24 protein-coding genes are annotated in these 21,789 nt (G+C 71.0%); 9 read left to right on the top strand and 15 right to left on the bottom strand.

All coding sequences use genetic code 11. The annotated features are described in order from the left end of the window. Window positions 1–38: 38 nt before the first annotated feature. The 6 genes from VV01_RS16750 to VV01_RS16775 form a co-directional block, all read right to left on the bottom strand. Window positions 39–650, bottom strand: a complete 612-nt coding sequence (locus VV01_RS16750; protein ID WP_050670886.1) for a TetR/AcrR family transcriptional regulator — start codon at window positions 648–650, stop codon at window positions 39–41. Between the two features lie 6 nt (window positions 651–656). Beyond that, window positions 657–1,487 carry an SDR family oxidoreductase gene (locus tag VV01_RS16755; RefSeq protein WP_050670887.1) on the bottom strand — a complete coding sequence of 277 codons (831 nt, stop codon included), beginning with the start codon at window positions 1,485–1,487 and terminating at the stop codon, window positions 657–659. Continuing rightward, window positions 1,484–2,266, bottom strand: a complete 783-nt coding sequence (locus VV01_RS16760; RefSeq protein ID WP_050670888.1) for an enoyl-CoA hydratase family protein — start codon at window positions 2,264–2,266, stop codon at window positions 1,484–1,486. Before VV01_RS16760 ends, VV01_RS16755 begins: the two co-directional genes overlap by 4 nt. A gap of 10 nt (window positions 2,267–2,276) precedes the next feature. After that, window positions 2,277–3,002 carry an acyl-CoA dehydrogenase family protein gene (locus tag VV01_RS22890; RefSeq protein ID WP_157508890.1) on the bottom strand — a complete coding sequence of 242 codons (726 nt, stop codon included), beginning with the start codon at window positions 3,000–3,002 and terminating at the stop codon, window positions 2,277–2,279. Then, a complete protein-coding gene (locus VV01_RS16770) occupies window positions 2,999–3,805 on the bottom strand; it encodes a TIGR03084 family metal-binding protein (protein WP_050670889.1) in 807 nt (268 codons plus the stop codon). Before VV01_RS16770 ends, VV01_RS22890 begins: the two co-directional genes overlap by 4 nt. A gap of 142 nt (window positions 3,806–3,947) precedes the next feature. Continuing rightward, entirely contained in the window at window positions 3,948–4,763 is an 816-nt protein-coding gene (locus VV01_RS16775) for a M57 family metalloprotease (RefSeq protein WP_050670890.1), read from the bottom strand. Between the two features lie 178 nt (window positions 4,764–4,941). On the opposite strand from VV01_RS16775, the gene VV01_RS16780 reads away from it, so the two are divergent. Then, complete coding sequence (locus tag VV01_RS16780; protein ID WP_050670891.1) at window positions 4,942–6,417, top strand: phytoene desaturase family protein; 1,476 nt, start codon at window positions 4,942–4,944, stop codon at window positions 6,415–6,417. Here VV01_RS16780 and VV01_RS16785 read toward each other — a convergent pair. After that, entirely contained in the window at window positions 6,398–7,417 is a 1,020-nt protein-coding gene (locus tag VV01_RS16785; RefSeq protein ID WP_082221053.1) for an HTTM domain-containing protein, read from the bottom strand. The two genes, VV01_RS16780 and VV01_RS16785, sit on opposite strands and share 20 nt — an antisense overlap. Then, on the bottom strand, window positions 7,414–8,073 hold the full coding sequence (locus tag VV01_RS16790; RefSeq protein ID WP_157508891.1) for a DUF5819 family protein: 660 nt from the start codon (window positions 8,071–8,073) through the stop codon (window positions 7,414–7,416). The genes VV01_RS16785 and VV01_RS16790 overlap by 4 nt, the downstream gene beginning before the upstream one ends. Before the next feature lie 134 nt (window positions 8,074–8,207). On the opposite strand from VV01_RS16790, the gene VV01_RS16795 reads away from it, so the two are divergent. Together VV01_RS16795 and VV01_RS16800 are read left to right on the top strand one after the other, a co-directional pair. Next, a complete protein-coding gene (locus VV01_RS16795; protein WP_197275081.1) occupies window positions 8,208–8,930 on the top strand; it encodes a VIT1/CCC1 transporter family protein in 723 nt (240 codons plus the stop codon). Beyond that, window positions 8,930–9,367 carry a cupin domain-containing protein gene (locus tag VV01_RS16800; RefSeq protein ID WP_050670894.1) on the top strand — a complete coding sequence of 146 codons (438 nt, stop codon included), beginning with the start codon at window positions 8,930–8,932 and terminating at the stop codon, window positions 9,365–9,367. Before VV01_RS16795 ends, VV01_RS16800 begins: the two co-directional genes overlap by 1 nt. Window positions 9,368–9,397: 30 nt before the next feature. Here VV01_RS16800 and VV01_RS16805 read toward each other — a convergent pair whose 3' ends face one another. Then, entirely contained in the window at window positions 9,398–9,886 is a 489-nt protein-coding gene (locus tag VV01_RS16805) for a glutathione peroxidase (RefSeq protein ID WP_050671989.1), read from the bottom strand. Between the two features lie 121 nt (window positions 9,887–10,007). Here VV01_RS16805 and VV01_RS16810 point away from each other — a divergent pair, with 121 nt between their 5' ends. Beyond that, window positions 10,008–11,441 (top strand): aldehyde dehydrogenase family protein, encoded by a 1,434-nt coding sequence (locus VV01_RS16810; protein ID WP_050670895.1) that lies wholly within the window; start codon window positions 10,008–10,010, stop codon window positions 11,439–11,441. 4 nt (window positions 11,442–11,445) lie between these two features. Then, window positions 11,446–12,369, top strand: coding sequence for a GNAT family N-acetyltransferase (locus VV01_RS16815; RefSeq protein ID WP_050670896.1), 924 nt, complete (start codon window positions 11,446–11,448; stop codon window positions 12,367–12,369). 80 nt (window positions 12,370–12,449) lie between these two features. Here the strand turns inward: VV01_RS16815 and VV01_RS16820 are convergent, their stop codons facing one another. The 5 genes from VV01_RS16820 to VV01_RS16840 form a co-directional block, all read right to left on the bottom strand. Beyond that, window positions 12,450–12,653, bottom strand: a complete 204-nt coding sequence (locus VV01_RS16820) for a hypothetical protein (protein ID WP_050670897.1) — start codon at window positions 12,651–12,653, stop codon at window positions 12,450–12,452. Window positions 12,654–12,692: 39 nt separating this feature from the next. Continuing rightward, window positions 12,693–13,010: an EthD family reductase gene (locus VV01_RS16825; RefSeq protein WP_050671990.1), complete on the bottom strand. Its 318-nt coding sequence runs from the start codon at window positions 13,008–13,010 to the stop codon at window positions 12,693–12,695. A 135-nt stretch (window positions 13,011–13,145) separates the two neighbouring features. Beyond that, a complete protein-coding gene (locus VV01_RS16830) occupies window positions 13,146–14,051 on the bottom strand; it encodes a hypothetical protein (RefSeq protein WP_157508892.1) in 906 nt (301 codons plus the stop codon). Window positions 14,052–14,159: 108 nt separating this feature from the next. After that, window positions 14,160–15,356: an ABC transporter permease gene (locus tag VV01_RS16835; RefSeq protein WP_197275082.1), complete on the bottom strand. Its 1,197-nt coding sequence runs from the start codon at window positions 15,354–15,356 to the stop codon at window positions 14,160–14,162. Further along, window positions 15,353–16,255, bottom strand: a complete 903-nt coding sequence (locus tag VV01_RS16840; protein WP_050670900.1) for an ABC transporter ATP-binding protein — start codon at window positions 16,253–16,255, stop codon at window positions 15,353–15,355. The genes VV01_RS16835 and VV01_RS16840 overlap by 4 nt, the downstream gene beginning before the upstream one ends. A gap of 157 nt (window positions 16,256–16,412) precedes the next feature. Here VV01_RS16840 and VV01_RS16845 point away from each other — a divergent pair, with 157 nt between their 5' ends. Together VV01_RS16845 and VV01_RS22465 are read left to right on the top strand one after the other, a co-directional pair. Then, window positions 16,413–17,201 (top strand): helix-turn-helix transcriptional regulator, encoded by a 789-nt coding sequence (locus VV01_RS16845; RefSeq protein ID WP_050670901.1) that lies wholly within the window; start codon window positions 16,413–16,415, stop codon window positions 17,199–17,201. 10 nt (window positions 17,202–17,211) lie between these two features. Next, on the top strand, window positions 17,212–17,994 hold the full coding sequence (locus tag VV01_RS22465) for a thioesterase family protein (RefSeq protein WP_071606422.1): 783 nt from the start codon (window positions 17,212–17,214) through the stop codon (window positions 17,992–17,994). Here the strand turns inward: VV01_RS22465 and VV01_RS16850 are convergent. Further along, window positions 17,881–19,017 carry a phosphatase PAP2 family protein gene (locus VV01_RS16850; RefSeq protein ID WP_050670902.1) on the bottom strand — a complete coding sequence of 379 codons (1,137 nt, stop codon included), beginning with the start codon at window positions 19,015–19,017 and terminating at the stop codon, window positions 17,881–17,883. The genes VV01_RS22465 and VV01_RS16850 overlap by 114 nt on opposite strands. A 155-nt stretch (window positions 19,018–19,172) precedes the next feature. Between VV01_RS16850 and VV01_RS16855 the strand changes: the two genes are divergently transcribed. Then, entirely contained in the window at window positions 19,173–20,027 is an 855-nt protein-coding gene (locus tag VV01_RS16855) for a glycerophosphodiester phosphodiesterase family protein (RefSeq protein ID WP_050670903.1), read from the top strand. 58 nt (window positions 20,028–20,085) lie between these two features. After that, window positions 20,086–21,789: a VWA domain-containing protein gene (locus VV01_RS16860; protein WP_157508893.1), complete on the top strand. Its 1,704-nt coding sequence runs from the start codon at window positions 20,086–20,088 to the stop codon at window positions 21,787–21,789.

Below are 21,789 nucleotides of genomic sequence, written 5' to 3' on the forward strand. Positions count from 1 at the left end.
CTCGGTTCGGACGGCACCGTTGCCGTGAATCGACGTGCTCAGCCCCCGGGGTCGAGGGTCTGGTTGATGGTGCTGGCCCAGCGCCGCAGGATCACCTCGCGGCGTCGGGAGTCGTCGGTGAGGACGTCGGCGAGGCCGAGCCCTCGGATGAGGTCGAGCGTGCCCATGAGCGTCTCGCGCACCTCGGGCCGTGACGTGTCGAGGCCGAGCAGCTCGACAGCGGCGGCGTAGACGTCGCGACCGAACTTCGCCTCCATCGGGATCACGCGCGACCGCAGCGCCTCGTCGGCGGACGCGGTCACCCACACCTGCAGGGCCGCTCGGAACAACGGTCCGACGTAGAACCCGCACAGCAGGTCGAGCACGGCGTAGGTGCGGTCCTCATCGGCCGGCAGCGCGGCCGCCTGCTGCTTGAGCTCGTCGGCGCGCACGTCGGCCATGTGGTCCACGGCCGCCATGAACAGCGCCTCACGGGTCGGGAAGTGGTGCTGCGCTGCGCCCCGTGAGACGTCGGCGCGCTCGGCCACCAGACCCACGCTGGTGGCCGAGCAGCCGAGCTCCGCCAGACACTCGACAGCCGTCTCCAGCAGCCGCAGCCGCGTCGCGCGGCTGCGATCCTGCTGGGGCTCTCGGGTGCGAGCGGTGGCCATCGTCGATCAGTCCAGGAAGATGTCGGGCTGCAGGTCGGCGTCCGAGCCACCGCCCGCGTGGTACTTCGACAGGTCGGTGACGCCCTCACCGGCGAGCACGTCGTCGTCGATGAGGAACTGCCCGGTGAGCGCACGGGACGGCTTGGTGAGGATCGCGTAGGCAGCGTCCGCGACGATCTCGGGCGTGCGCGAGGTCGCCATGACCTGCTCACCGCCGAGCAGGTTGAGCACGGCGGCCGTCGCGATCATGGTGCGCGGCCACAGCGAGTTGACAGCGATGCCAATGTCTTTCAGCTCTTCGGCGAGGCCGAGCGTCGTCAGGCTCATGCCGTACTTGGCGATGGTGTAGCCGACGTGCGCACCCGCCCACTTGGGGTCGAGGTTGAGCGGCGGCGACAACGTGAGGATGTGCGGGTTGCTCGACTTCTGCAGGTGCGGGATCGCGGTCTTGGACAGCAGGAAGGTGCCGCGGCAGTTGATGTCCTGCATCAGGTCGTACTTCTTCATCGGCAGATCGGTCGTCTTCGAGAGGTCGATCGCACTGGCGTTGTTGACGACGACGTCGATGCCGCCGAACCCGGCCACCGTGGCGTCCACCGCGCGCTGGACATCCTCGTCGCTGCGGACATCGCCCAGCACCGGCAGCGCCTGCCCACCGGCCTTGCGGATGTCGTCGGCGGCGGTGTGGATCGTGCCCTCGAGCTTGGGGTGCGGCTGATCGGTCTTGGCCAGGATCGCGACGTTGGCACCGTCGCGCGCAGCACGCAGCGCGATCGCCAGGCCGATGCCGCGGCTGCCGCCTGACATCAGGATGGTGCGTCCGGAAAGGTCTGTCACGGTGTCTCCTCAGCGGGGGTGGGGGTGGCCCAGCGGGGCGGACGTCGTTCGAGGAACGACAGCATGCCTTCTCGAGCCTCGTCGGACGCGAACAATCGCGCAGAAAGGTCCGCCAGCCGGTCGGCGTCCTCGTCGAGCGCCCGCAGCACGGGCACCGTCGTGAGCGCCTTCGACTCGCGCAGACCCTGCGGTGAGCCCTTGCGCAGTGCGTCGAGCACACCGGCCGTCGTGGCCTCGGTGTCGTCGGTCGCGACGGTGACCAGGCCGATGCGCTCGGCGGTCGCGGCGTCGAACTTCTCGCCGGTCAGGAAGTAGCGCGAGGCGGCCCGCTGCGCGATCCGCGGCAGCACCGTCAACGAGATCATCGCCGGCGCGAGGCCGAGGCGGACCTCGGTGAAGGCGTACGACGTCTGCGGCCCGGCGATCACGATGTCGCACGCGCCGACGAGGCCGAGACCGCCGGCGCGGACGTGCCCGTCGATGCGCGCGACGACCGGCTTGGGAAGCGCCACGAGCGACTTCAGCAGCGCGACGAGCGTGGCCGTGCTGTCCTTGGGCGATCCGCCGGACGCCTCACTCAGGTCGGCGCCCGCGCAGAAGGTGCCGCCGGTGTGCGTCAGCAGCACCGCTCGTACGGCGTCGTCCGCGGCTGCGGCTGCCAGGTGGTCACCCAGCTGCTGGACCAGCGCCGACGAGAGCGCGTTGCGGTTGTGCGGTGAGTCGAGGGTGATCGTCGCGACTGCGTCGTCGACCGCGTAGTGGACGAGTTCTGTTGACATTGCTCGTCTTTCAGTAGGACTTCGGCAGACCCAGCGAGTGCTGGGCGACGAAGTTGAGGATCATCTCGCGGCTCACCGGAGCGACGCGGGCCACGCGGGCCGCTCCGAGCATCGACGCCAGGCCGTACTCACGCGTGAGCCCGTTGCCGCCGTGGGTCTGCACCGCCGTGTCGAGCGCGGCGATGCTGGCCTCGGCCGCGGCGTACTTGGCCATGTTGGCCGCCTCACCGGCGCCCACGTCGTCGCCGCCGTCGTAGAGCACCGCCGCCTTCTGCATCATCAGCCGAGCGAGCTCGAGCTCGACGTGGCGGCGCGCGAGGGGGTGAGCGATGCCCTGGTGCGCACCGATCGGCGTACGCCACACCGCACGGTCCTTGGCGTACGACGTCGCCTTGGTGAGTGCGTAGCGGCCGGTGCCGACCGCCATCGCCGAGGCCATGATGCGCTCGGGGTTGAGCCCGGCGAACAGGTTGAGACCGCCCGCGTTGGCCACGATCGTGACGCCGCGGTCGAGCGCGAGGCCGAGGCAGTCCTCCATCTGGCGCAGGAACGTCTTGGCGTAGCCGAGCGAGGCGTCGTTCATCCGGTCGCGCGCGAGGATGAGCATGGTCAGCTCGGCGAGGTAGTCGCCGGTGAGGACGTCGAGCTCGCCGCCCTCGAGCATCTCGCGCATCGCGCCGAGCCGGTCGCCGTAGAAGCCCGACGCGTTGCCGATACGAATCACGTTGGCGCTCATGCGAACTGGCCCGCCTCGCGTCCCGCACCGGGCGGCCCGGCGAAGGCCTGTGCGATCGTCAGCCAGTGCTGGGGGTCCTCGCCGTCGGCCGCGAGCGCGAGGTCGTCGACGTGCCGCCGCTGGGTGACGAGCAGCGCGAAGTCGAGGGCCGGCCCGGTGACCCGCTGCGCGGCGTCGTCAGGCCCCCACGTCCACTGCTCGCCGTCCGGCGCGGTCAGCTCGACCCGGAACTCCTGCTCCGGCGGCTGCTCCTGATGAGCGGCATAGGCGAAGTTGCGGGTCCGTACGCCGATGTGGGCCACGTGCCGCAGGCGCGCCGTCGGCTCGCGCGTGACGCCGAGCGCGTCGGCGACGTCCTGTCCGTGGGCCCAGGTCTCCATCTGGCGCGCCGTGACCATCGAGGCCACGCTCATCGGCGGGCCGTACCAGGGGATCTTCGCGCCGCTCGCGGCGTGCTCACGCAGCGTCTCCTGCAGCGCGGCCCGCCCGCGGCCCCAACGGTCGAGCAGGTCTGCAGGCGGAGTCGTCACGCCGACCGCTGCGCCCTCGTCGACGGGGTCGCGACCCTGCTCGTACGCCGCGAGCGCCTCGCGCAGGTGCGGCCCGGTGAACTCCTCGGGGTCGGCAACGGCCAGCAGCGCGGCGTCGTCGGTCCAGGCCAGGTGGGCGATCTGGTGGGCGATGGTCCAGCCCTCGGCAGGAGTCGCGGTCGACCAGGCGTCGTCCGCGAGCGGCGCGACCAGGCGCTCCAGGTCGTCGCCCTCTGCGCGCAAGTCGTCCAGCAGTGCCGCGATGTCGGCCATCGGGATCCCTTCTCGTGCCGTCCCGAAGCACGATCGCATCCGCCGGGACCAAAAACAAGCAGTTCTGCTTTTTTTGGTCAACCGGGTACGACGAAGGGCCCGGGCAGCCGCAGTGCCCGAGCCCTCCGTCGTACGCCGTGGGTCAGCTGCCGTACAGCGCGCGCACGCCCTCACCATCGGTGGCCGACCAGGACAGGTCGTCCGAGGCGCCGTTGCACTGCGGGTAGTGCATGATCGACGCGCTGTCGTACGGGGTCAGCGGACGCCAGTTGTTGTCCTCGAAGCAGGTGCCCGACTCAGGACGCGTGTGCTCGTGACGGAAGCCCAGCGTGTGGCCGAGCTCGTGGCCGAGGATGTTGGACGGCGTCCAGGAGCCGGCGCTCCAGATCGAGTCGTCGACCAGCACGTTGCGCGAACGCTTGGCCGTGCTCGGAAAGAACGCGCGAGCGATGTACTGCGAGGTCTGCACCGGCTCGACCGAGAACAGCACGTTCTTGTTGCGCGTGTTGCAGCTGGCGTCCTGCGAGGGGACGTAGACGAAGTCGATCGCCGAGGAGGCGTTCTCCCACAGGGCCGAGCCGCCGGCCATGGCCTGCACGATCTGGCTCTTCTTGGCACCGAACTTGTCGCTGACGCAGTAGGTCAGGTTGCCGACCTGCGATGCGCTCCACTTGTCGTCCGCGCCGCCGACCGTGTTGACGATCAGGCTCTCGGAGTCGGTCTTGGGCGGGGTGACCATCGCGTCGTAGAACTTGCGCAGGTCACCGCTGTTGCCGACCGGCTCGTCGCCGTTGACGACGTACTGGCCGTCGACGTCCTGGAACGTCGAGGCGGCGAACTCCTGGTAGGTCGGGATACCGGTGGCGTCGTCCGCGTGGGCCGCGGTCACGGCTCCGGTGGCGGCCATGGCGCTGAGTGCGACCGCAGCGACAGCGGTGCGCGACAGGTTGTGCTTCATGAGTTGTCTCCTCTGAGAACGGCGCCCGGGGTCAGGGCGGCGTTGGCCGGAAGTATCAGCGGACGTTCAGGCTTCGCGGACCGGCTTGGGGCTTCCTTAGTGAAGGCTTGACCGATCCCTGACACAGGTCGGCGGCCCGTACGCTGAGGTCGCCCGCTCCCACCACCCCGAGGTCTCGATGACGGACAGCAGCTCCAGCGGCGGCACGGCCGATGTCGCCGTCGTCGGCGCCGGCCCCAACGGCCTGGCCGCCGCAGTCACCCTCGCCCGAGCGGGCCTGCGGGTCGACGTCCTCGAGCGCAACGCGTACGCCGGCGGCGGCGCCTCGACGCAGCCGCTCACCGAGCCCGGCTTCGTGCACGACCTCGCCTCCGCAGTGCACCCGATGGCGCTGGCGTCGCCGTTCTTCCGCGCGTTCGAGCTCGACCGCCGCATCGACCTGCTCGTGCCGGAGATCTCGTTCGGGCACCCGCTGCCCGACGGCCGCGTCGGTCTCGCCTGGCACGACCTCGACCGCACCGCGGACGGCCTGGGCCGCGACGGTGCGGCGTACAGACGGCTGCTCGCTCCCCTGGTCGAGCACCTCGACGCCGTCAACGACTTCACCACCCAGTCGTTGATCGGTGTGCCCCGAAAGCCCTGGGGTGCTTTCCTTTTCGGCCTTCGCGCGCTGGAGCAGGGCACGCCGGCGTGGAACCTCCGCTTCCAGGACGAGGTCGCTCCTGCGCTGCTGACCGGCGCGGGCGCACACGTGATCGGCCGGCACCCGCGGCTCTCGATGGCCGGTGGCGGACTCGCGCTCACGGTCAACGCCCACGGCCGCGGGTGGCCCGTCCCGCGCGGCGGCTCACAGGCCATCAGCAACGCCCTGGTCGCCGACCTCGAGGCGCACGGCGGACGGGTGCTGCTGGGGCGCGAGGTGACGTCGTACGACGACATCGCCGACTACCGCACGGTGCTGCTCGACACCTCGACCAAGGCCCTGCTCGACATCTACGGCACGCGCCTGCCCCACCGCTATCGCGTTGCGCTGCAGCAGTTCCGGCCCGGCAACGCCGCATCCAAGGTCGACTTCGCGCTGAGCGGCCCGGTGCCGTGGGCCGACCCCGACCTGGCCCGTACGCCGACCGTGCACCTCGGCGGCACCCGCGCCCAGATCGCCGCCGCCGAGCGCGACGTCGCCCATGGTCGTGTGCCGCACGACCCGTACATCCTGGTGACGCAGCCGTCGGTGCTCGACCCGTCGCGCGCGCCGGAGGGCCAGGCCGTGCTGTGGGCCTACGCGCACGTGCCCTACAACAGCGCAGCCGACATGACCGAGACGATCACGGCGGCGGTCGAGCGGCACGCGCCGGGCTTCCGCGACGTGGTGATCTCCTCGACCGCCACCCCCGCGTCCGAGCTCGGCCGCTTCAGCGCCAACTTCGAGGGGGGCGACTTCGCCAACGGCGCGGTCAACATGCTCCAGATGGTGCGCCGACCCGTGCTCTCGCCGTCGCCGTGGCGCACGCCCCTCGAGGGCGTCTACCTCGCGTCGTCGGCGGCCGCACCCGGACCGTCGGTGCACGGGCTCGCCGGCTGGTACGCCGCGCGCCTGGCTCTGCGCGAGCGCTTCGGGCTGGACGCCCCCGACCTCAGCGTCGCAGCCGGCTGAGCAGGCGCTGCACCGACGCGTCGCGGACGAACACGAAGTCCGCGCCGACCATCGCGAGCGAGAACAGGCTCAGCCCGAGCATCACCGCGATGCCGATGTGCAGCGAGATCATCGCCAGCACGGCGAACAGCCTGGTGCGCGCGTTGAGCATCAGCACGGGGAAGCCGATCTGGATCAGCACCGCACCCCAGGACGCGAGGATCACGATCGGCACGAGCCCGCTCACGAGGTGGCCGAGCTCGGGCCACGGGGAGTACTGCTCGAGGTGCAGCGTGTAGTAGATCGCCGAGCCGTCGCGCCAGCGCTCGCCGCGCAGCTTGGCCAGGCCCGCCATGACGTAGATGATCGACAGCTGCCCGCAGATGAGCTCGACTGCGGCGTTGTGCAACGGCACCCTCAGCGGTCTCGGGATCAGCGCACCACGAATCTCGCTGGTGTCGTTGCCCTTTCGAGCGGCGAGCCATCGGTCCACGCTCAGGTGCTGCGACGTGTCGGCCAGGCACAGGTAGACCAGCACGATCCTGAAGACGATGTCCTCGGTGTCGGACGACGTCGGCCCCAGCGCGACCAGGCCGGTCGACAAGCACAGCACCGCGATCGTCGACGTCCTGCTGCACAGCCCGAGCGCCATCGTCGCGCCGAGCACACCGAGCACGATCAGCTTGACGGTGAGGACGGTGCCGTGGTCGCCCGGCTGGAAGAACCCGAAAGGCACTGCAGACCAACGGGACTCATCGCGCCACGGCTGCGTCCAGGACGAGCCGGCTCCCCAGAGCAGCTCACGGTCGGAGAAGTTCACGACGACCAACAGCACGGTGTAGACCCCGTAGACCACGCGCGCCACCGCTGTCCCCCACAAGGCGTGCGGCTCGTCGGCGAACCACCGGACGACCCGCCCAGCAGCACCGAGTCGAGCCGGCGGATGCGAGGTCACCGTGATCGCAGGGGCGCCCTCGCGGCGTAGGACAGGCAGGCGAACCCGCACTTGTTGTGTCGTCATGACGCACACCTCCCCGTGCCGTAGATCTTCGTGATCGCTTTCTGCTCAACGGGTTTCGCCGATGCAGACGGCTTCCACGGGCCGTTCGAGGACGCCGTGCGCGGCCGAACGCCCGGGCGATCGCGGTCGCCGTACGCCGCCGTGCGCTCGTCGACGACCTGCACCTGCGTCGCTGCGACGTCGCCCCACCGCGCCCGTGCGACCAGCCCGGCGAACGCCGTCATCGCCCGCTCGCTGCGAGCCCAGCGGTCAGCCGCATCCGGTACGCCGGCCCGCACGTCGGCGTACGACCCCCGGTAGTGCTTCACGAGCTGGAACGTCGTGAGGTAGCGGCGGGTCGGCACCGGGTGGTGGCGTACGGCCGAGCCGAGGTCGCACGCGGTCACGTCGAACCACGGCGTGACCCGCCGGTCCGTCGTACGCGCCCGCACCCGCAGCGAGGTGTTGACCGTGCCCGGGTCGGGTGCGAACACCGACCACGTCTGGGTGAACACCGGCTCCAGATAGGCGGTGACCGCTGCCCGTACCGGCCCCGGCACGGGCAGCGGTCGCGCGACGTACACCAGCGTCATCAGCAGGTGCGCCGCCACCAGCGCCGCCACCACTGCCCCGCAACGCCGCTGCGTCGTCGCGCTCCCCGCCACCGTCGTCCCCATCACCGACCCCCTCATCCGTTCCCCCTGTGCAGCAGCATCGGAGCAACGGGGCCGACGGATCTACGGGACTCCGACGGAGGTGCCCGGCGACGGCGTACGACCAAGTCGCAGACAACCTGCGCGGGCCGCGCAGGTTGTCTGGGAGGATCGCCGGCGTGAGTCACGAGGACGAACCCCACGACGAGAGCCTCTCCGGGCGGCTCAACTGGCTGCGTGCAGGAGTGCTCGGCGCCAACGACGGCATCGTCTCGACCGCCGGCATAGTCGTCGGCGTCGCAGGGGCCACCTCGGACCGCACGTCGATCCTGGTCGCGGGCATCGCAGGCCTGGCTGCCGGCGCCATGAGCATGGCCGTCGGCGAGTACGTCTCGGTCAGCACCCAGCGCGACAGCGAGAAGGCCATGCTCGCGCTCGAGAAGCGCGAGCTGCGTGAGATGCCCGGCGAAGAGCTCGACGAGCTCACCGAGATCTACGAGGACAAGGGGCTCCCGCCCCAGCTCGCCCGCGAGGTCGCTGTCGCGCTCACCGAGAAGGACGCCCTCGCCGCGCACGCCGATGCCGAGCTCGGCATCGACCCGGACGACCTCACCAACCCGTGGCAGGCCGCGATCGCGTCGTTCGTGTCGTTCACGGTCGGCGCGCTGCTGCCGCTCGCCGCGGTGCTGCTGCCCGGGCCGTCGTGGCGGGTGCCGGTGACGTTCGTCGCGGTCCTGATCGCCCTCGCAGTCACGGGCCACGTGAGCGCCCGGCTCGGCAGCGCCCGACCCGCACCGGCCGTCGTACGCAACGTCATCGGAGGAGCCATCGCCATGGCCATCACGTTCGCCGTCGGCAGCCTCGTCGGAGGTGCGGTCTGATGTCGCCGCTTCCCGGCTGGGCCGCCGGCCTCGGTCTGCAGCCGCACCCCGAGGGCGGCTGGTTCGTCGAGACGTACCGGCACGGGTCGACCTTCACCCCGCCCGGGTACGACGGTCCGCGGGCCTACGCGACCGGCATCCTGTTCCTGCTCATGCCGGGTGAGGAGTCACGCTGGCACCGCGTCACGTCGGACGAGCTGTGGCTGCACCACCGCGGCGGACCGCTTGCGCTGACGCTGGGTGGCTCCGACGAATCGCCCGCTGCTGCAACGACATTCACGCTCGGCGCCGACTACGCCGGTGGACAGGTCGCGCAGGCGCTGGTGCCGGGCGGGCACTGGCAGGCCGCCCGGCCCGCGGGCGATGAGCCCGTGCTCGTCGGGTGCATCGTGACGCCGGGCTTCGACTTCGCCGACTTCACCCTGCTCCCGGAGTAGCGCAAGCCCACCACCGCCGGTCGAGCAGTGCTACTCGGGGAGGTTGGCCTCGATCGCCTGCGTGACCTCGGGCGCCTGGGGCTCGGTGCGCGGGCGGAACCGGCCCACGACCTCACCGGACGGCGAGATCAGGAACTTCTCGAAGTTCCACTGGATGTCGCCGGCCTCGCCGTCAGCGTCGGCGTGCTGGGTGAGCTCGGTGTAGAGCGGGTGACGGCCCTCGCCGTTGACCTCGACCTTCTCGGTCATCGGGAACGTCACGCCGTACGACGTCGAGCAGAACGTCTTGATCTCCTCGGCGCTGCCCGGCTCCTGGCCGCCGAACTGGTTGCACGGGACACCGACGACGGTGAGGCCGCGGTCGGCGTACTCCTGCTGCAGGGCCTCCAGGCCGGTGTACTGCGGGGTCAGGCCGCACTTGGAGGCGACGTTGACGACGAGGACGGCGCGGCCGGCGTACGCACCGAGCGAGGTCGGCTCGCCGTCGAGGGTCTTCAGGGGGATGTCGTGGAGAGTCACCCGGCCAGCGTAGGCCGACCTGCTGCTGCGCACCGGCGTGACGTGGGTCTCGTCGCGGTGCCTATGCTCGAACGGACCCCGTCAACGACGACCGGGCGCGAGCTGAAGGAGCCAGGCGAGCATGCGCGAGTACGGACAGTTCTACATCGGCGGCCAGTGGGTCGACCCCGCCCAGGGCCGCCCGCACGACGTCGTCAACCCCGCCACCGAGCAGGTCGCCGGCCACATCGCCCTCGGCGCACAGGCCGACGTCGACGCCGCCGTCGAGGCCGCGCGCAAGGCGTTCGTGTCGTACGCCGAGACCTCGGTCGCCGAGCGCGTCGACCTGCTGAAGGCGATCCTCGGCGAGTACAAGAACCGAGCGGACGACCTGGCCGCAGCCGTCACCGAGGAGATGGGCGCCCCCGCCAAGCTCGCCGCCACCGCCCAGGTCGGCATGGGCCTCGGGCACCTCGCGACAGCTGCGAAGGTGCTCGCCGACTACCCGTTCGCCGAGGACCGCGGCACCACCCGCATCGTGCGCGAGCCGGTCGGTGTGTGCGCGTTCATCACGCCCTGGAACTGGCCGCTCAACCAGATCACCTGCAAGGTCGCGCCCGCCCTCGCGACCGGCTGCACGATGGTGCTGAAGCCGTCGGAGGAGGCGCCGTTCTCGGCGTACGTCCTTGCCGAGATCATCGACGCCGCAGGCCTGCCCGCGGGTGTCTTCAACCTCGTCAACGGTGACGGCCCGACCGTCGGCGCGGCGCTCGCCGCCCACCCCGACGTCGACATGATCTCGATCACCGGCTCGACCCGCGCGGGTGTCGAGGTGGCGCGTGCAGCGGCCCCGACCGTCAAGCGCGTGCACCAGGAGCTCGGCGGCAAGTCGCCCAACATCATCCTCGACGACGACGCGTTCGAGAAGGGCGTCAAGCTCGGCGCCGCCGGCGTCTGGTCGAACTCGGGCCAGTCGTGCAACGCCCCGACGCGCATGCTCGTCCCGGCCGCCCGCATGGACGAGGCCGCCGCGATCGCCAAGGCGTCGGCCGAGAAGGTCACCGTCGGCGACCCGACCGGCGACGCCAAGATGGGCCCGGTCGTCTCGCAGGCGCAGTGGGACAAGATCCAGGGCCTGATCCAGCAGGGCATCGACGAGGGCGCCACGCTCGCCGCCGGCGGCACCGGTCGCCCCGACGGTCTCGACACCGGGTTCTACGTCAAGCCAACGGTTTTCGCGGACGTCACCAACGAGATGACCATCGCGCGCGAAGAGATCTTCGGCCCGGTCCTGGTGATCCTGCCGTACGACTCGGTCGACCAGGCGGTCGAGATCGGCAACGACACCCCGTACGGGCTCGCCGCCTACGTCTCGGGCTCCGACCAGGACGCCGTCCGCAAGGTCGCGTCGCGGCTGCGGGCCGGCCAGGTCAACCTCAACAGCGCACCGGTCGACCTCAACGCACCGTTCGGCGGCTACAAGCAGAGCGGCAACGGTCGCGAGTGGGGTGAGATCGCGTTCGGCGACTTCCTCGAGACCAAGGCGGTCATCGGTTACACGCCGGCCGAGGACTGAACGGGTGGCGGTCACACTCGAGCCCCTCGCAGCCGAGGCGTACGACGCGTGGCGGGCGGGCGTCGTACGCCGGCTCGCCGAGCTGCGCTACCGCCACTGCACGGCGGACCCGGCGGCGGCCACGGCCCTCGCGGAGGCGCAGCTCGCGCGGGTGCTCCCCGACGGCCTCGCCTCCGCCGACGCGCACGTCCGGTCGGTCGTGCGTGACGGCACGCGTCTGGGCGCGCTGTGCTGGCTGCTGGTGGGCGGTGGCGAGCAGGCGACGGTGCTCGACGTCGCGCTCGACGACACGTCCGACGCCGGTGCCGTTCGAGCCGCCCTCATCGACGAGGTGCGTGCCGCGGGAGCGCGCTCGCTCGGTGCGGGCGTGTTCGCGGGCGATCCGGTCTCGACCGCGTTCGCCGCAGGTGACGGGTTCACCGTGCGCGCCACCACCATGCGGCTCGACCTCACCGGCGACCCCGTCGCGGACGACGGGCGGGTCGAGCTGCGGCGGATGACGCCCGAGGAGTTCGCGACGTTCATCGCCGACGAGGAGCGCTCGTACACCGAGGCTCGCATCAAGGCGGGCGACTCACCCCAGGTCGCGCGGACGACGGCGCGTCAGCAGTTCGCGGCGCTCGTCCCCGACGGCCAGAACAGTGCGGGCCAGCAGTTCTGGACGGCGTACGACGGCGTCACCCGCGTCGGGCTGCTGTGGGTCGACGTCTCGCAGCCGCGCGCGTTCGTCTACTACGTCGAGGTCGACGAGGCCCAGCGTCGTCGCGGCTACGGCGCCGCGATCATGACGGCGGGCGCCGCGTGGTGCCAGCGCCAGGGCTCGATCGCGTTGGGGCTCAACGTTTTTGGCTACAACACGGGCGCTCGCGCGTTGTACGACGGCCTCGGCTACGTCGTCACCGAGGACAGCGTCGCCTCCGACCTCTGACCACGGGCGCTCGTCGTCACGGCCGCCGGGCGCGATGTGACGAAGCGTGAGGTGGAGCTCACGCTTCCTCACGTCGAAGGTCACCCGTCCTGCGAGGTCTCCTGAGCCCGCGGCGGAGCGGCACCGTTGCGGTGGGCGTACGTGTCGATCGCCGCGCCCACCGGGTCGACCCGGTCGGTGACGTACGCCGGCGCCACGTGTGAGTGGTCGACGTCGTGGTGCGCGTCGGCACCGCTGTCGGGCGCAGTGGCGAAGCCGGCCGAGATGTCCCCTGAGTCGCTCATCTCCCGATCATCGCCGACGGCGCCGCCGGGTGTCGAGGGTCAGCCGTCGACGACGACGTCACTGATCTGCATGACCGGACTGATGTCGGTGTAGTTGCCGACGTCGGCCATGATCTGCTTCGCGCTCGCCCCGAACGCTTCCTGGAACGCGTCGACCGAGTCGCTGTAGATGTGGCACATGGCGACGTAGGGCGGGTCGATGCCGTGCCGACCGCCGTTGACACCCCGGTCGACCGTCCAGCGCAGGCACGCCTCGCCGAGCAGCTCAGCCACGAGCGGCATGTGCCGGTCGCGGTAGTAGTCGTGGTCGAAACGGGCCTCGGGCGAGGTGGGGTACATGATGCTGACCTTGATCACGGGACCCACTCTCCCAGCCCACCGGCAGAAGCTGGCGACAGGCACAGGTATGCGTGTGCGCCTCGCCAGCTTTTGCCGGGCGGGGTGCGCGCCGGATCCGTACGACGCGCACCCCGGTCCCGCTTCGCCCCTCGCTCAGATGACCGCGGCAGACACACCGTCCGCCGACGTGCCGCCCGACGACGACCCCTGCTCCGACGAGTCGCCCTGGCGCTGCGGCAGATTCGGCAGGTCAGCGGGACCCTTGCCCGCACGGATCGTCGGCATGGTTCGGTCGACCAGCGTCGACAGGTCCGACTTGAGCAGCGCGGAGACCTTCTTGACGAGGGTGTCACGCGAAACCCCTTGTGCCGCAGCGATGTCCGCGAGGGACTTGCCGGACCGCAGCTGCGACGTCAGCTCGCTCTCGGACAGCTTGAGCGTGCTCGCGAGCGCGGCTGCATGCTCGCCCAGCAACCCGCCACCGCCGCGGCGGATCTCATGACGCGCGCCGTCAGGCCCCGGCATCGAGCTGCGCTTGCTCTCGACGGCCTGGGTGATCGCGTCGGCCTGCGCCTGGGTGATCGTGCCCTTCTTGACCAGGTCGGCGAGCGCGTCGGCGAGCGGGCTCGTCCGGGCGCCCCCACCGTCCGGGCCGCCGGAGCCGACCTTGCGGTCGACCACTGTGGCGGCGTGCTTGTCGACGAGCGTGCCGAGCCGCGCCACGAGGGTGGCCTTCGCGACGCCGTGCGACGCCGCGATCTGGGTGAGCGACTTGCCGTCGCGCAGGCCCTGCTGCAGCTGCGCCTCGGTGGCACCTGCGGCCTGGGCGACCTCAGCGGTCGAGGCACCGAACAGCCGCAGCCCGATGCGAGGACCGCCCGCTGACTTCTCCGGTGAGCCGGAGTCGTCCTGCTGATCTGTCGTGGCTGACGGCGCGTTGGTGACGGCGGTCGACGGGCCGCCCGAACCGGTCGCGGCGAGCGCCGGCACGGTCACAGCACCGGCGGCCACCACGCCGAGGCCGGCGGCGGCCACGGTCATCTTCGTCCGACGGGACATGGGTGAGACCTCTCGTCCGGGGTGGGCGCGGTCGCCCACCCGACTGCGCTCACCGTCGTACGACGACCTGTGCGAGCCCACGCCGGAACCTGTGCGCCAGGTATGAGCTCAGTCGTCCTCCCACGAGAAGAACCGGGTCGCGACGAGCGTCAGGACCGCCGCGAACGCGAGCGTCAGAGCCATGGGTACGAGCGCGGCGGCCGGTCCCTCGCCGCGCACCATCGTGTCCTTGAGCCCTTCGACCAGCCAGCCCATCGGCAGGACCTTGGAGATCGCCTGGATCCAGCCGGGTGAGGCCTCCAACGGGATGAACGCACCGGACAGGAACGCCATGGGCAGGGTGATCAGGTTGGCGAGACCGACGGCGGCCTCCGACGTCTTCGCGATCGATCCGCACAGCAGCCCCACCGACAAGAACGCGAGCGTGCCGGTGAGCGTGAGCGGTATCGCCACGTACCAGGCGCCCGTCAGGCGCAGCCCGAGCAGCATCGCGACGCCGATGAAGATCGCGAGCTGGGCGAGCGCGATCGCGAGAGACACCGCGACGCGCGAGGTGACGACGGAGGACGTCGGGATCGGTGCCAGTCGCAACCGCCGCAGCACCCGTCTCTTGCGCCACTCGACCAGCGTGGTCGCCGCACCGAACGTCGCGCCGACCGCGATGCCGTAGCCGATCATGCCGGGAGTGACGTACTGGATCGCCTTGAGCGACTCGTCCTGCACCGACGACGCCTGCAGCGAGTAGCGCGGCTGCTGCCCCGTGACGGCGACGTTGGTGGTCTGGACGACCGAGCTCAGCACGCCCTGCACGGTCGCCGCCCCGACCTGGTCGCCGTTGGACACCTTGAGCAGCAGCTGGTGGCCCCGTTGTTCGAGCACGCCGTCGAGGTCGTCCTTGCGCAGCTGCTCGAGCGCGTCGTCACGGCTGAGGCCGGACTTCCACTCGATCGTCTCGCCGAGCGCGGTCTTGGCGTCGGGCGGCAGCTGCCGGATCACGCTGACGTCGCCGAGGAGCGCAACCTTGCCCTTGGACGCTCCTTGGTCGGTGAAGACCGTGCCGAAGATGATGATGAAGAACAAGGGGAAGAACAGCGTGAAGAAGACGCTCGCCCGGTCTCGGACGAAGCCCTTCCACATCGCGGTGGCCAGGCTGCGAAAAGCCTTGCGGCTCAGGCCTGTACGCCGGGTGGTCTCGATACGGCTCGCCCTGGGGGGCTCGCCTACTCGACCAGCGGAGTCGGCTCGACCAGTGGGGTCCGTGGGGTCGGCTCGACCAGCGGGGTCGGATCGGATGTCGTCACTCATGCGCGGTACGCCCTTCCGGTCAGGTCGAGGAAGACGTCCTCCAACGTCGCGCCGCGAACTTGCAGCCCTGCCAACGCATCTCGGTCGGCGAGCGCGGACAGCAGCGGCGCCGGCGTACGGCTGGTGAGGACGACCGACGCGGCGTCCTCGGACACCTCGTCGACCCCGGGCAGGGTGCGTGCCTCGTCGAGCTGCAACGCACCGCGCTCGACCGAGATGCGTACGGGCGCGTCGAGCCCACGGACCAGCTCGGCCGGCGGACCCATCCGCAGGATGCGACCCTCGTCGATGATGGCGACGCGGTCGCACAGCAGCTCGGCCTCGTCCATGTAGTGCGTCGTGAGGACGACGGTCTTGCCGCGCGCGTTGATCTCGCGCAGCACGTCCCACAGGTTGCGGCGCGCCTGGGGGTCGAGCGCTGCGGTGGGTTCGTCGAGGAAGACGACGTCGGGGTCGTGCACGAGTGCGCAGGCGATCGACAGCCGCTGCGCCTGGCCTCCGGAGAGCTTCTCGGCCTGGGTGTCGGCCTTGTCGGTGAGCCCGACCAGCTCGAGCATCTCGTCGACGCGGGAGGCGGGTGCGTCGTACAACGAGCCGAACGTGCTCAGCTGCTCACGCGCCGTCAGCCGGTCGAAGAACGCCGTCGCCTGCAGCTGCACCCCGATGCGTGGCAGCAGCGCCGGGTTGCGCGGCCAGGGCGCCTCGCCAAGCAGCCGCACCGTGCCCGCATCGGGCTCGCGCAGGCCCTCGATCATCTCCAGGGTGGTCGTCTTGCCCGCGCCGTTGGGGCCGAGCAGCCCGAAGAACTCCCCCTCGCGCACCGTGAAGGCGACGTCGTCGACGACGGCCTTCCCGGCGTACCTCTTGACCAGGCCTTCGACCTCGATGGTGTCCGTCATCGCCCCTCCATGTCGCGGACGGGGCCCCGTGCGCCCGCCGCGTCGCCAACGTATCCGGGCCGACGGCGGTGCGGCAGGGAGTTCTGTCACGGATGTGAGCGGCCCGATCCGCCCGAGAGCGCCGGTGTCTGTCGGGGCCTCGGCCTAGTCTGGGGCGATGCGTGATCCGGCGATCAAGGCGGCGCAGTTCCTGCGCGCGCACCTCGACGAGCCCGTGACCGTCCAGGACGCCGCTGACCACGTCGGGTACTCCCCGTTCCACCTCACGCGCATGTTCACCGGCACGCTGGGCGTCTCGCCGGTCCAGTACGTCGCGGCCCACCGGTTCCAGCGCGCCAAGGTGCTGCTGCTCGCCGGCCAGGACCCGGTCGTCGACGTGTGCATGGCTGTGGGGTTCAGCTCGGTCGGCACGTTCACGCGCCGGTTCGTCGAGCACGTCGGCACGAGCCCGAGCGCGTTCCGACGGCTGCCCGACCGCGTCGCGGACCGGACACCTCAGCCCGTGGTCGGCTCGGGACGCGGGCCGGGTCGGCTGCGGGGCCGGGTCACGGTCGACGCGGCCGGCGTGCCGTTCGTCGGGCCTCGACCGCACGTCTACGTCGGACTCTTCGCGCGCCCGTCCACCAAGGGGACGCCCGTGTCCGGTTCGTTCCTGGTCGAGCCCGGCCGGTTCCTGCTCGACGGCGTCCCGGCCGGCCGGTGGTGGCTGTTCGCCGCGGCTGTCCCGCACGACGACCCGGTCGGCCAGCTGCTCGTGCCCGGGCTCGTCACCGCCATGCACCCCACGCCGGTCGAGATCGCCGCCGTGCCGCAACCCGGGCCCGGACCGGCGTACGACCTCACGCTCAGCCCGGCGCCCGACTGGGTCACTCCGCTGAGCGTCGCGCTGCCGCCGCTCGCCGGGCTCGACGACCTGGGCGACGGCGACCTGCGCCGCTCGTCCTAACCTGGCCTGCGTGACTGAGCCCACTGCGTCCTACGAACCCCTCGGCCCGGGCCGGTACCAGCCGACGATCCTGGTGCAGGGAGCGTGGCGCGAGGACGAGCAGCACATGGCCGTCATCGGCGGTCTGATCACCCACGAGATCGAGCAGCACGAACCGCGCGAGGGCATGGTGCTCGCCCGCATCGCGTTCGAGATCCTCGGTCAGATCCCGCTGCAGGAGACCCACATCGCCGTCGAGACGATCCGCCCGGGTCGCACGATCGAGCTGATCGAGGCGACCGCCACCATCGGTGACCGTGTGATCATCCGCGCTCGCGCATGGCGCCTGCAGACCCAGGACACCACTGACGTCGCGGGCGTCGAGCTGCCGTCGATGCCCGCGCCCGACGACTGCGTCGAGACCGATGCCGCCGCCGAGTGGCAGGGCCGCTTCCTCACGACCCTCGACTACCGCGCAGCGCCCGGTGGCCGCGACGGTCGCCGACAGGTCTGGGCGCGCACCGACGTCCCCCTCGTGGCGGGTACGACGGTCGGCCCGGTCGCGTCGTACGTGCGCCTCGTCGACATCGCCAACGGCATCGCCACCCGGGTGCGCCCGACCGAGATGCTCTACCCCAACGTCGACCTGACGATCCATCTGCTGCGTACGCCCGACCCGGCGTGGGTCGGCCTCGACACGTCAGTCTCGTTCGGAGACCACGGGATCGGCCTGACGTCGACCACGCTCAACGACCTGCGCGGACCCATCGGGCGCGCCGAGCAGTGCCTCACGGTCAGACATTTCGCGAGCTGAGACCTCGGCGGCGTCGAGCGCCTCGCGGCGACGACGCCACATGCGCCACCCGGCGATGACGACCAGGGCGTAGACCGCCCCGACGATCTCGTCGATGACGTAGTGCTCACCGGAGTAGACCAGCGAGAACCCCATGGCGAGCGGGTACGCCGCGAGCACCCAGCGCAGCCAGCGCCGGCGCGTGAGGTACATGAAGAACGCGGCCGCGAGCACGGCGTACGCCATGTGCAGTGACGGCATCGCGCCCACCGGGTTGGAGCGGGCCTGCGAGTCGTCGAGCACCTGACCGGCGATGTGCAGCCCGAGCACGCTCCAGCCCTCGCCCGTGATGCGCTCGACCGGGGCGCCGTCGATGACGCCCTGCTGCGAGGCGAGCCACGGCGGCGACATCGGGAACAGGAAGTACGTCGCGAGGCCGGCCACGGCCAGCGCCAGCACGAGCGACACCCAGGTGCGGAACAGCTCGCGAGCGCGGACCCACAGACCCGCCGCGACCAGGGGCGTCACGACGAAGTGGCTGCAGTAGACCAGGGTGACCAGTGCGGCGTACCACGGGACGCCGGACCCGGACGCGAAGTGCTCCTGCACCCACTGGTTGGGCAGCGTGCCGCCGAACATCGCCCGGTCGACGTCGACCGGGAGGCTGACGTGCAGGGGCATGCCGACGACGTTGGTGTCGCCCTCGTGGGGGTGCCCGCCCGCGCCGTAACGGCCGGCGATGCCGTAGCTGTAGTCGTAGGCGAGCAGCACGCCCTGGAACGGCAACCAGTCGCGCATGATGCGCAGCCACGCCTTCCAGCCCTTGCCGATCACGGCGACGCTGAGGCCGACGAGGATCCACAAGGTCAGGCCGACGCGGTCGAGCGGGATGCCGTAGAGCGCGATCGAGACGGCCAGGGCGAGCACGAACACCGCCAGCGCGGCGAGGCGGACCTGGCGCCAGGTGTAGCCGCGGAAGGCGAGGTCGGGAGATCGGGTCGCTGCTTCGGGACGCAGGGGTGCCCGTTCGCTCGCGATCGCCATGGGTGAACTCTAGGCAACGCACCTGTGGACTGTCTGGAACGAAGACGTGTCCGTCGTATGCCGGGCCCGGCCGCTCGTGAAGCGCGGGTGAACGTTGCGCGAGGAGCGGTGCGGGACTCTGGCCCTTGCGCGAGCACCGCCGGGACAGTGGAGACGTGGACGCCAGCGCGCCCCTCGGGGCTCCTGCTCTCGGCCCGGTCGTCATCGCCCATCGGGGCGGCGCCGGGCTCGCCGCCGAGAACTCCCTCGCGGCGTTCGAGGCGTCATGGGCCCTCGGCGTACGCACCCTGGAGACCGACGCCCAGGTCACCGCGGACGGCGTGGTCGTGGCCTTCCACGACGCGACGCTGGACCGTACGACCTCGCTCACCGGTCCCGTCCGCGCGCGTCCGTGGTCGCAGCTGCGGCACGTGCCGGGGCTGCTGCGGATGGAGGACCTGCTCACCGCGCTGCCCGACGCGGAGGTGCTGATCGACGTCAAGGACGAGGCGGTCATCGAGCCGCTGTCGTCGGTGCTGCGGCGTACGGGTGCCGGGCCGCGGGTGTGCGTCGCGGGCGGCTGGGACTCCTGGCTGCAGGCGGTGGCCGACCGCAGCCCGGGCACGAGTATGGCGCTGGGGTGGAAGTCGCTGTCGAGCCTGATGTGGGCCGCGCGTATCGGAACCCGGCCGTTGCGCCCGCTGCGCCGCGGTGCGGTCGCGGCCCATGTGCCGTGGCGCCTCGGCGGGGTGCCCTGGCTCGCCGACCGGCGCCTCACCACCCGCCTGGTCGAGCTCGCGCACCCCCGCGGCATCGTCGTACGAGCCTGGACGATCAACGACCCGGTCCACATCCGCAGGCTCGTCGACGACGGTGTCGACGCCGTGATCACCGACCGGCCCGACCTGGCCCGGGACACCCTGATCGACCTGGGCCGTTGGGTGCCGATGGGTCCGACTGCCGCGATCACCGCGAGGTCGACCCCCGTCGTACGCCACCCCGACCCCGGCGTGACAGGTATCACAGCGTGACCCGGGATGGTGGCGAAGCGGCCAGACGTTTGCGTCACGTCGTTTAGAGTGGCCCCCTGTGGGACGACACTCAGCCGCGCCGCCCTCGAGCCGCGAACCCGATGACAACAGCCGTGGAGGCCGCCTTCTCAAGGGCGGCCTCGCGCTCGTGATCGCAGCGCTCGTCGCCGGCGGAGGCTACTGGGCGCTCAGCGACCACGGGAGCAAGGACGACGGCAGCACGACGGCCGCGGGCGACGGCAGCGGCGACGGTGCCGGCGAAGGCTGCCCGGCCGATCCGCTGCGCATCGCCACCACGGCCGAGATGGCGCCGGTCATCAACGACCTCACCAAGGACACCATCGGCGACGACGGCTGCGCCCGCTACGTCGTCACCGTCAACAGCCCGAGCGCGGTGACGCAGGCGATCAAGTCCAAGTCGCCACAGCGGCCCGCCGTATGGATCCCCGACAGCACCGTCTGGTCGGCCGACCCGGCGCTCAAGGGCGTCACGCTCGGCCCGACCATCGCGACGTCGCCGAGCATGATCGCCGTGCCCGCGAGCATCGCGAAGCCCGAGACCACCGGCATCCACCCCTGGAAGATGATCCTCAACGGCGTCCCGTTCCTGATGGACCGGCCGCAGTCGTCCACCGCGACGATCATGGCCGTCACCTCGGCGTCCCAGACGTTCGGCAAGGACCAGGCGGCGCAGGGCCTGCTCACCCAGCAGATCGTCGGCATGAGCCACTCCGACACCTCCAGCGACGCGCTCCTGGAGCAGGCCTCGCTCGACCGCTCCAAGGCCAAGGCGTTCCCCTCCAGCGAGCAGGCCATCGCGGCGTACAACACCGCGCACCCCAAGACCAAGCTGTCAGGGCTGGTGCCGTCCGAGGGTGCGTCGATGCTGCGCTACCAGTTCGTCCGCGTCGACGGTGCCCCGACGTTCGACGCCGACCGGGTCGACGGCCTCCAGCAGCTGCTCACCGACGACAACTCCAAGGTCACGATGCGCGACAAGGGCTTCCGCATCGAGGAGACCGACACCGGGCCGAGCCTGCCCGGCAAGCCCGCCGCCCTGCCCGGCATCACCCCCGACCCCAAGGAAGCCGACGTCACCACGCTGCTCGACCTGTGGAACAAGGCCAGCCAGGACACCCGCCAGCTGGTCGTCATGGACGTCTCGGGCTCGATGGACCTCGCCTCGGACGACGGCACCCGCATCGAGCTCGCCCGCGACGCCGGCCTCACGGGCCTGCAGAGCATCCCGCGCAGCAGCGAGATCGGCCTGTGGAAGTTCTCGACCCAGCTCGACGGCGGTTTCGACTACAAGGAGATCCAGCCGATCCGTCGGCTCGACGCCAAGGTCGGCAGCACCAGCCAGTACGACCTCATCACCCAGGGGCTGAAGGCGCTGCCGTCGCAGACCGACGGTGACACGGGGCTCTACGACACGATCCTCGCCGCCTACCGCGCCGCCGTGAACAGCTACAACCCCAACCGGGTCAACTCGGTCGTGCTGGTCACCGACGGCGCGGACGACGACCCCAAGGGCGGCATCGGCCTGACCGCGCTGCTGTCGTCGCTGGAGCGCACCCGCGACGCCCGGCGCCCGGTCAGCCTGGTGCTGATCGGTGTCGGTCCCTCGACCGACCAGAAAGCCCTCGCCCAGGTCGCCAAGGCGGCCGGCGGCACGAGCAAGGCCTACCTCGCCAAGAACCCGACCGACATCAAGGGGATCTTCCTCGACGCGGTCAAGCAGCGGCAGACCACCAGCGGCTGA

This window comes from Luteipulveratus halotolerans (genome assembly GCF_001247745.1).
Lineage (GTDB): Bacteria > Actinomycetota > Actinomycetes > Actinomycetales > Dermatophilaceae > Luteipulveratus > Luteipulveratus halotolerans.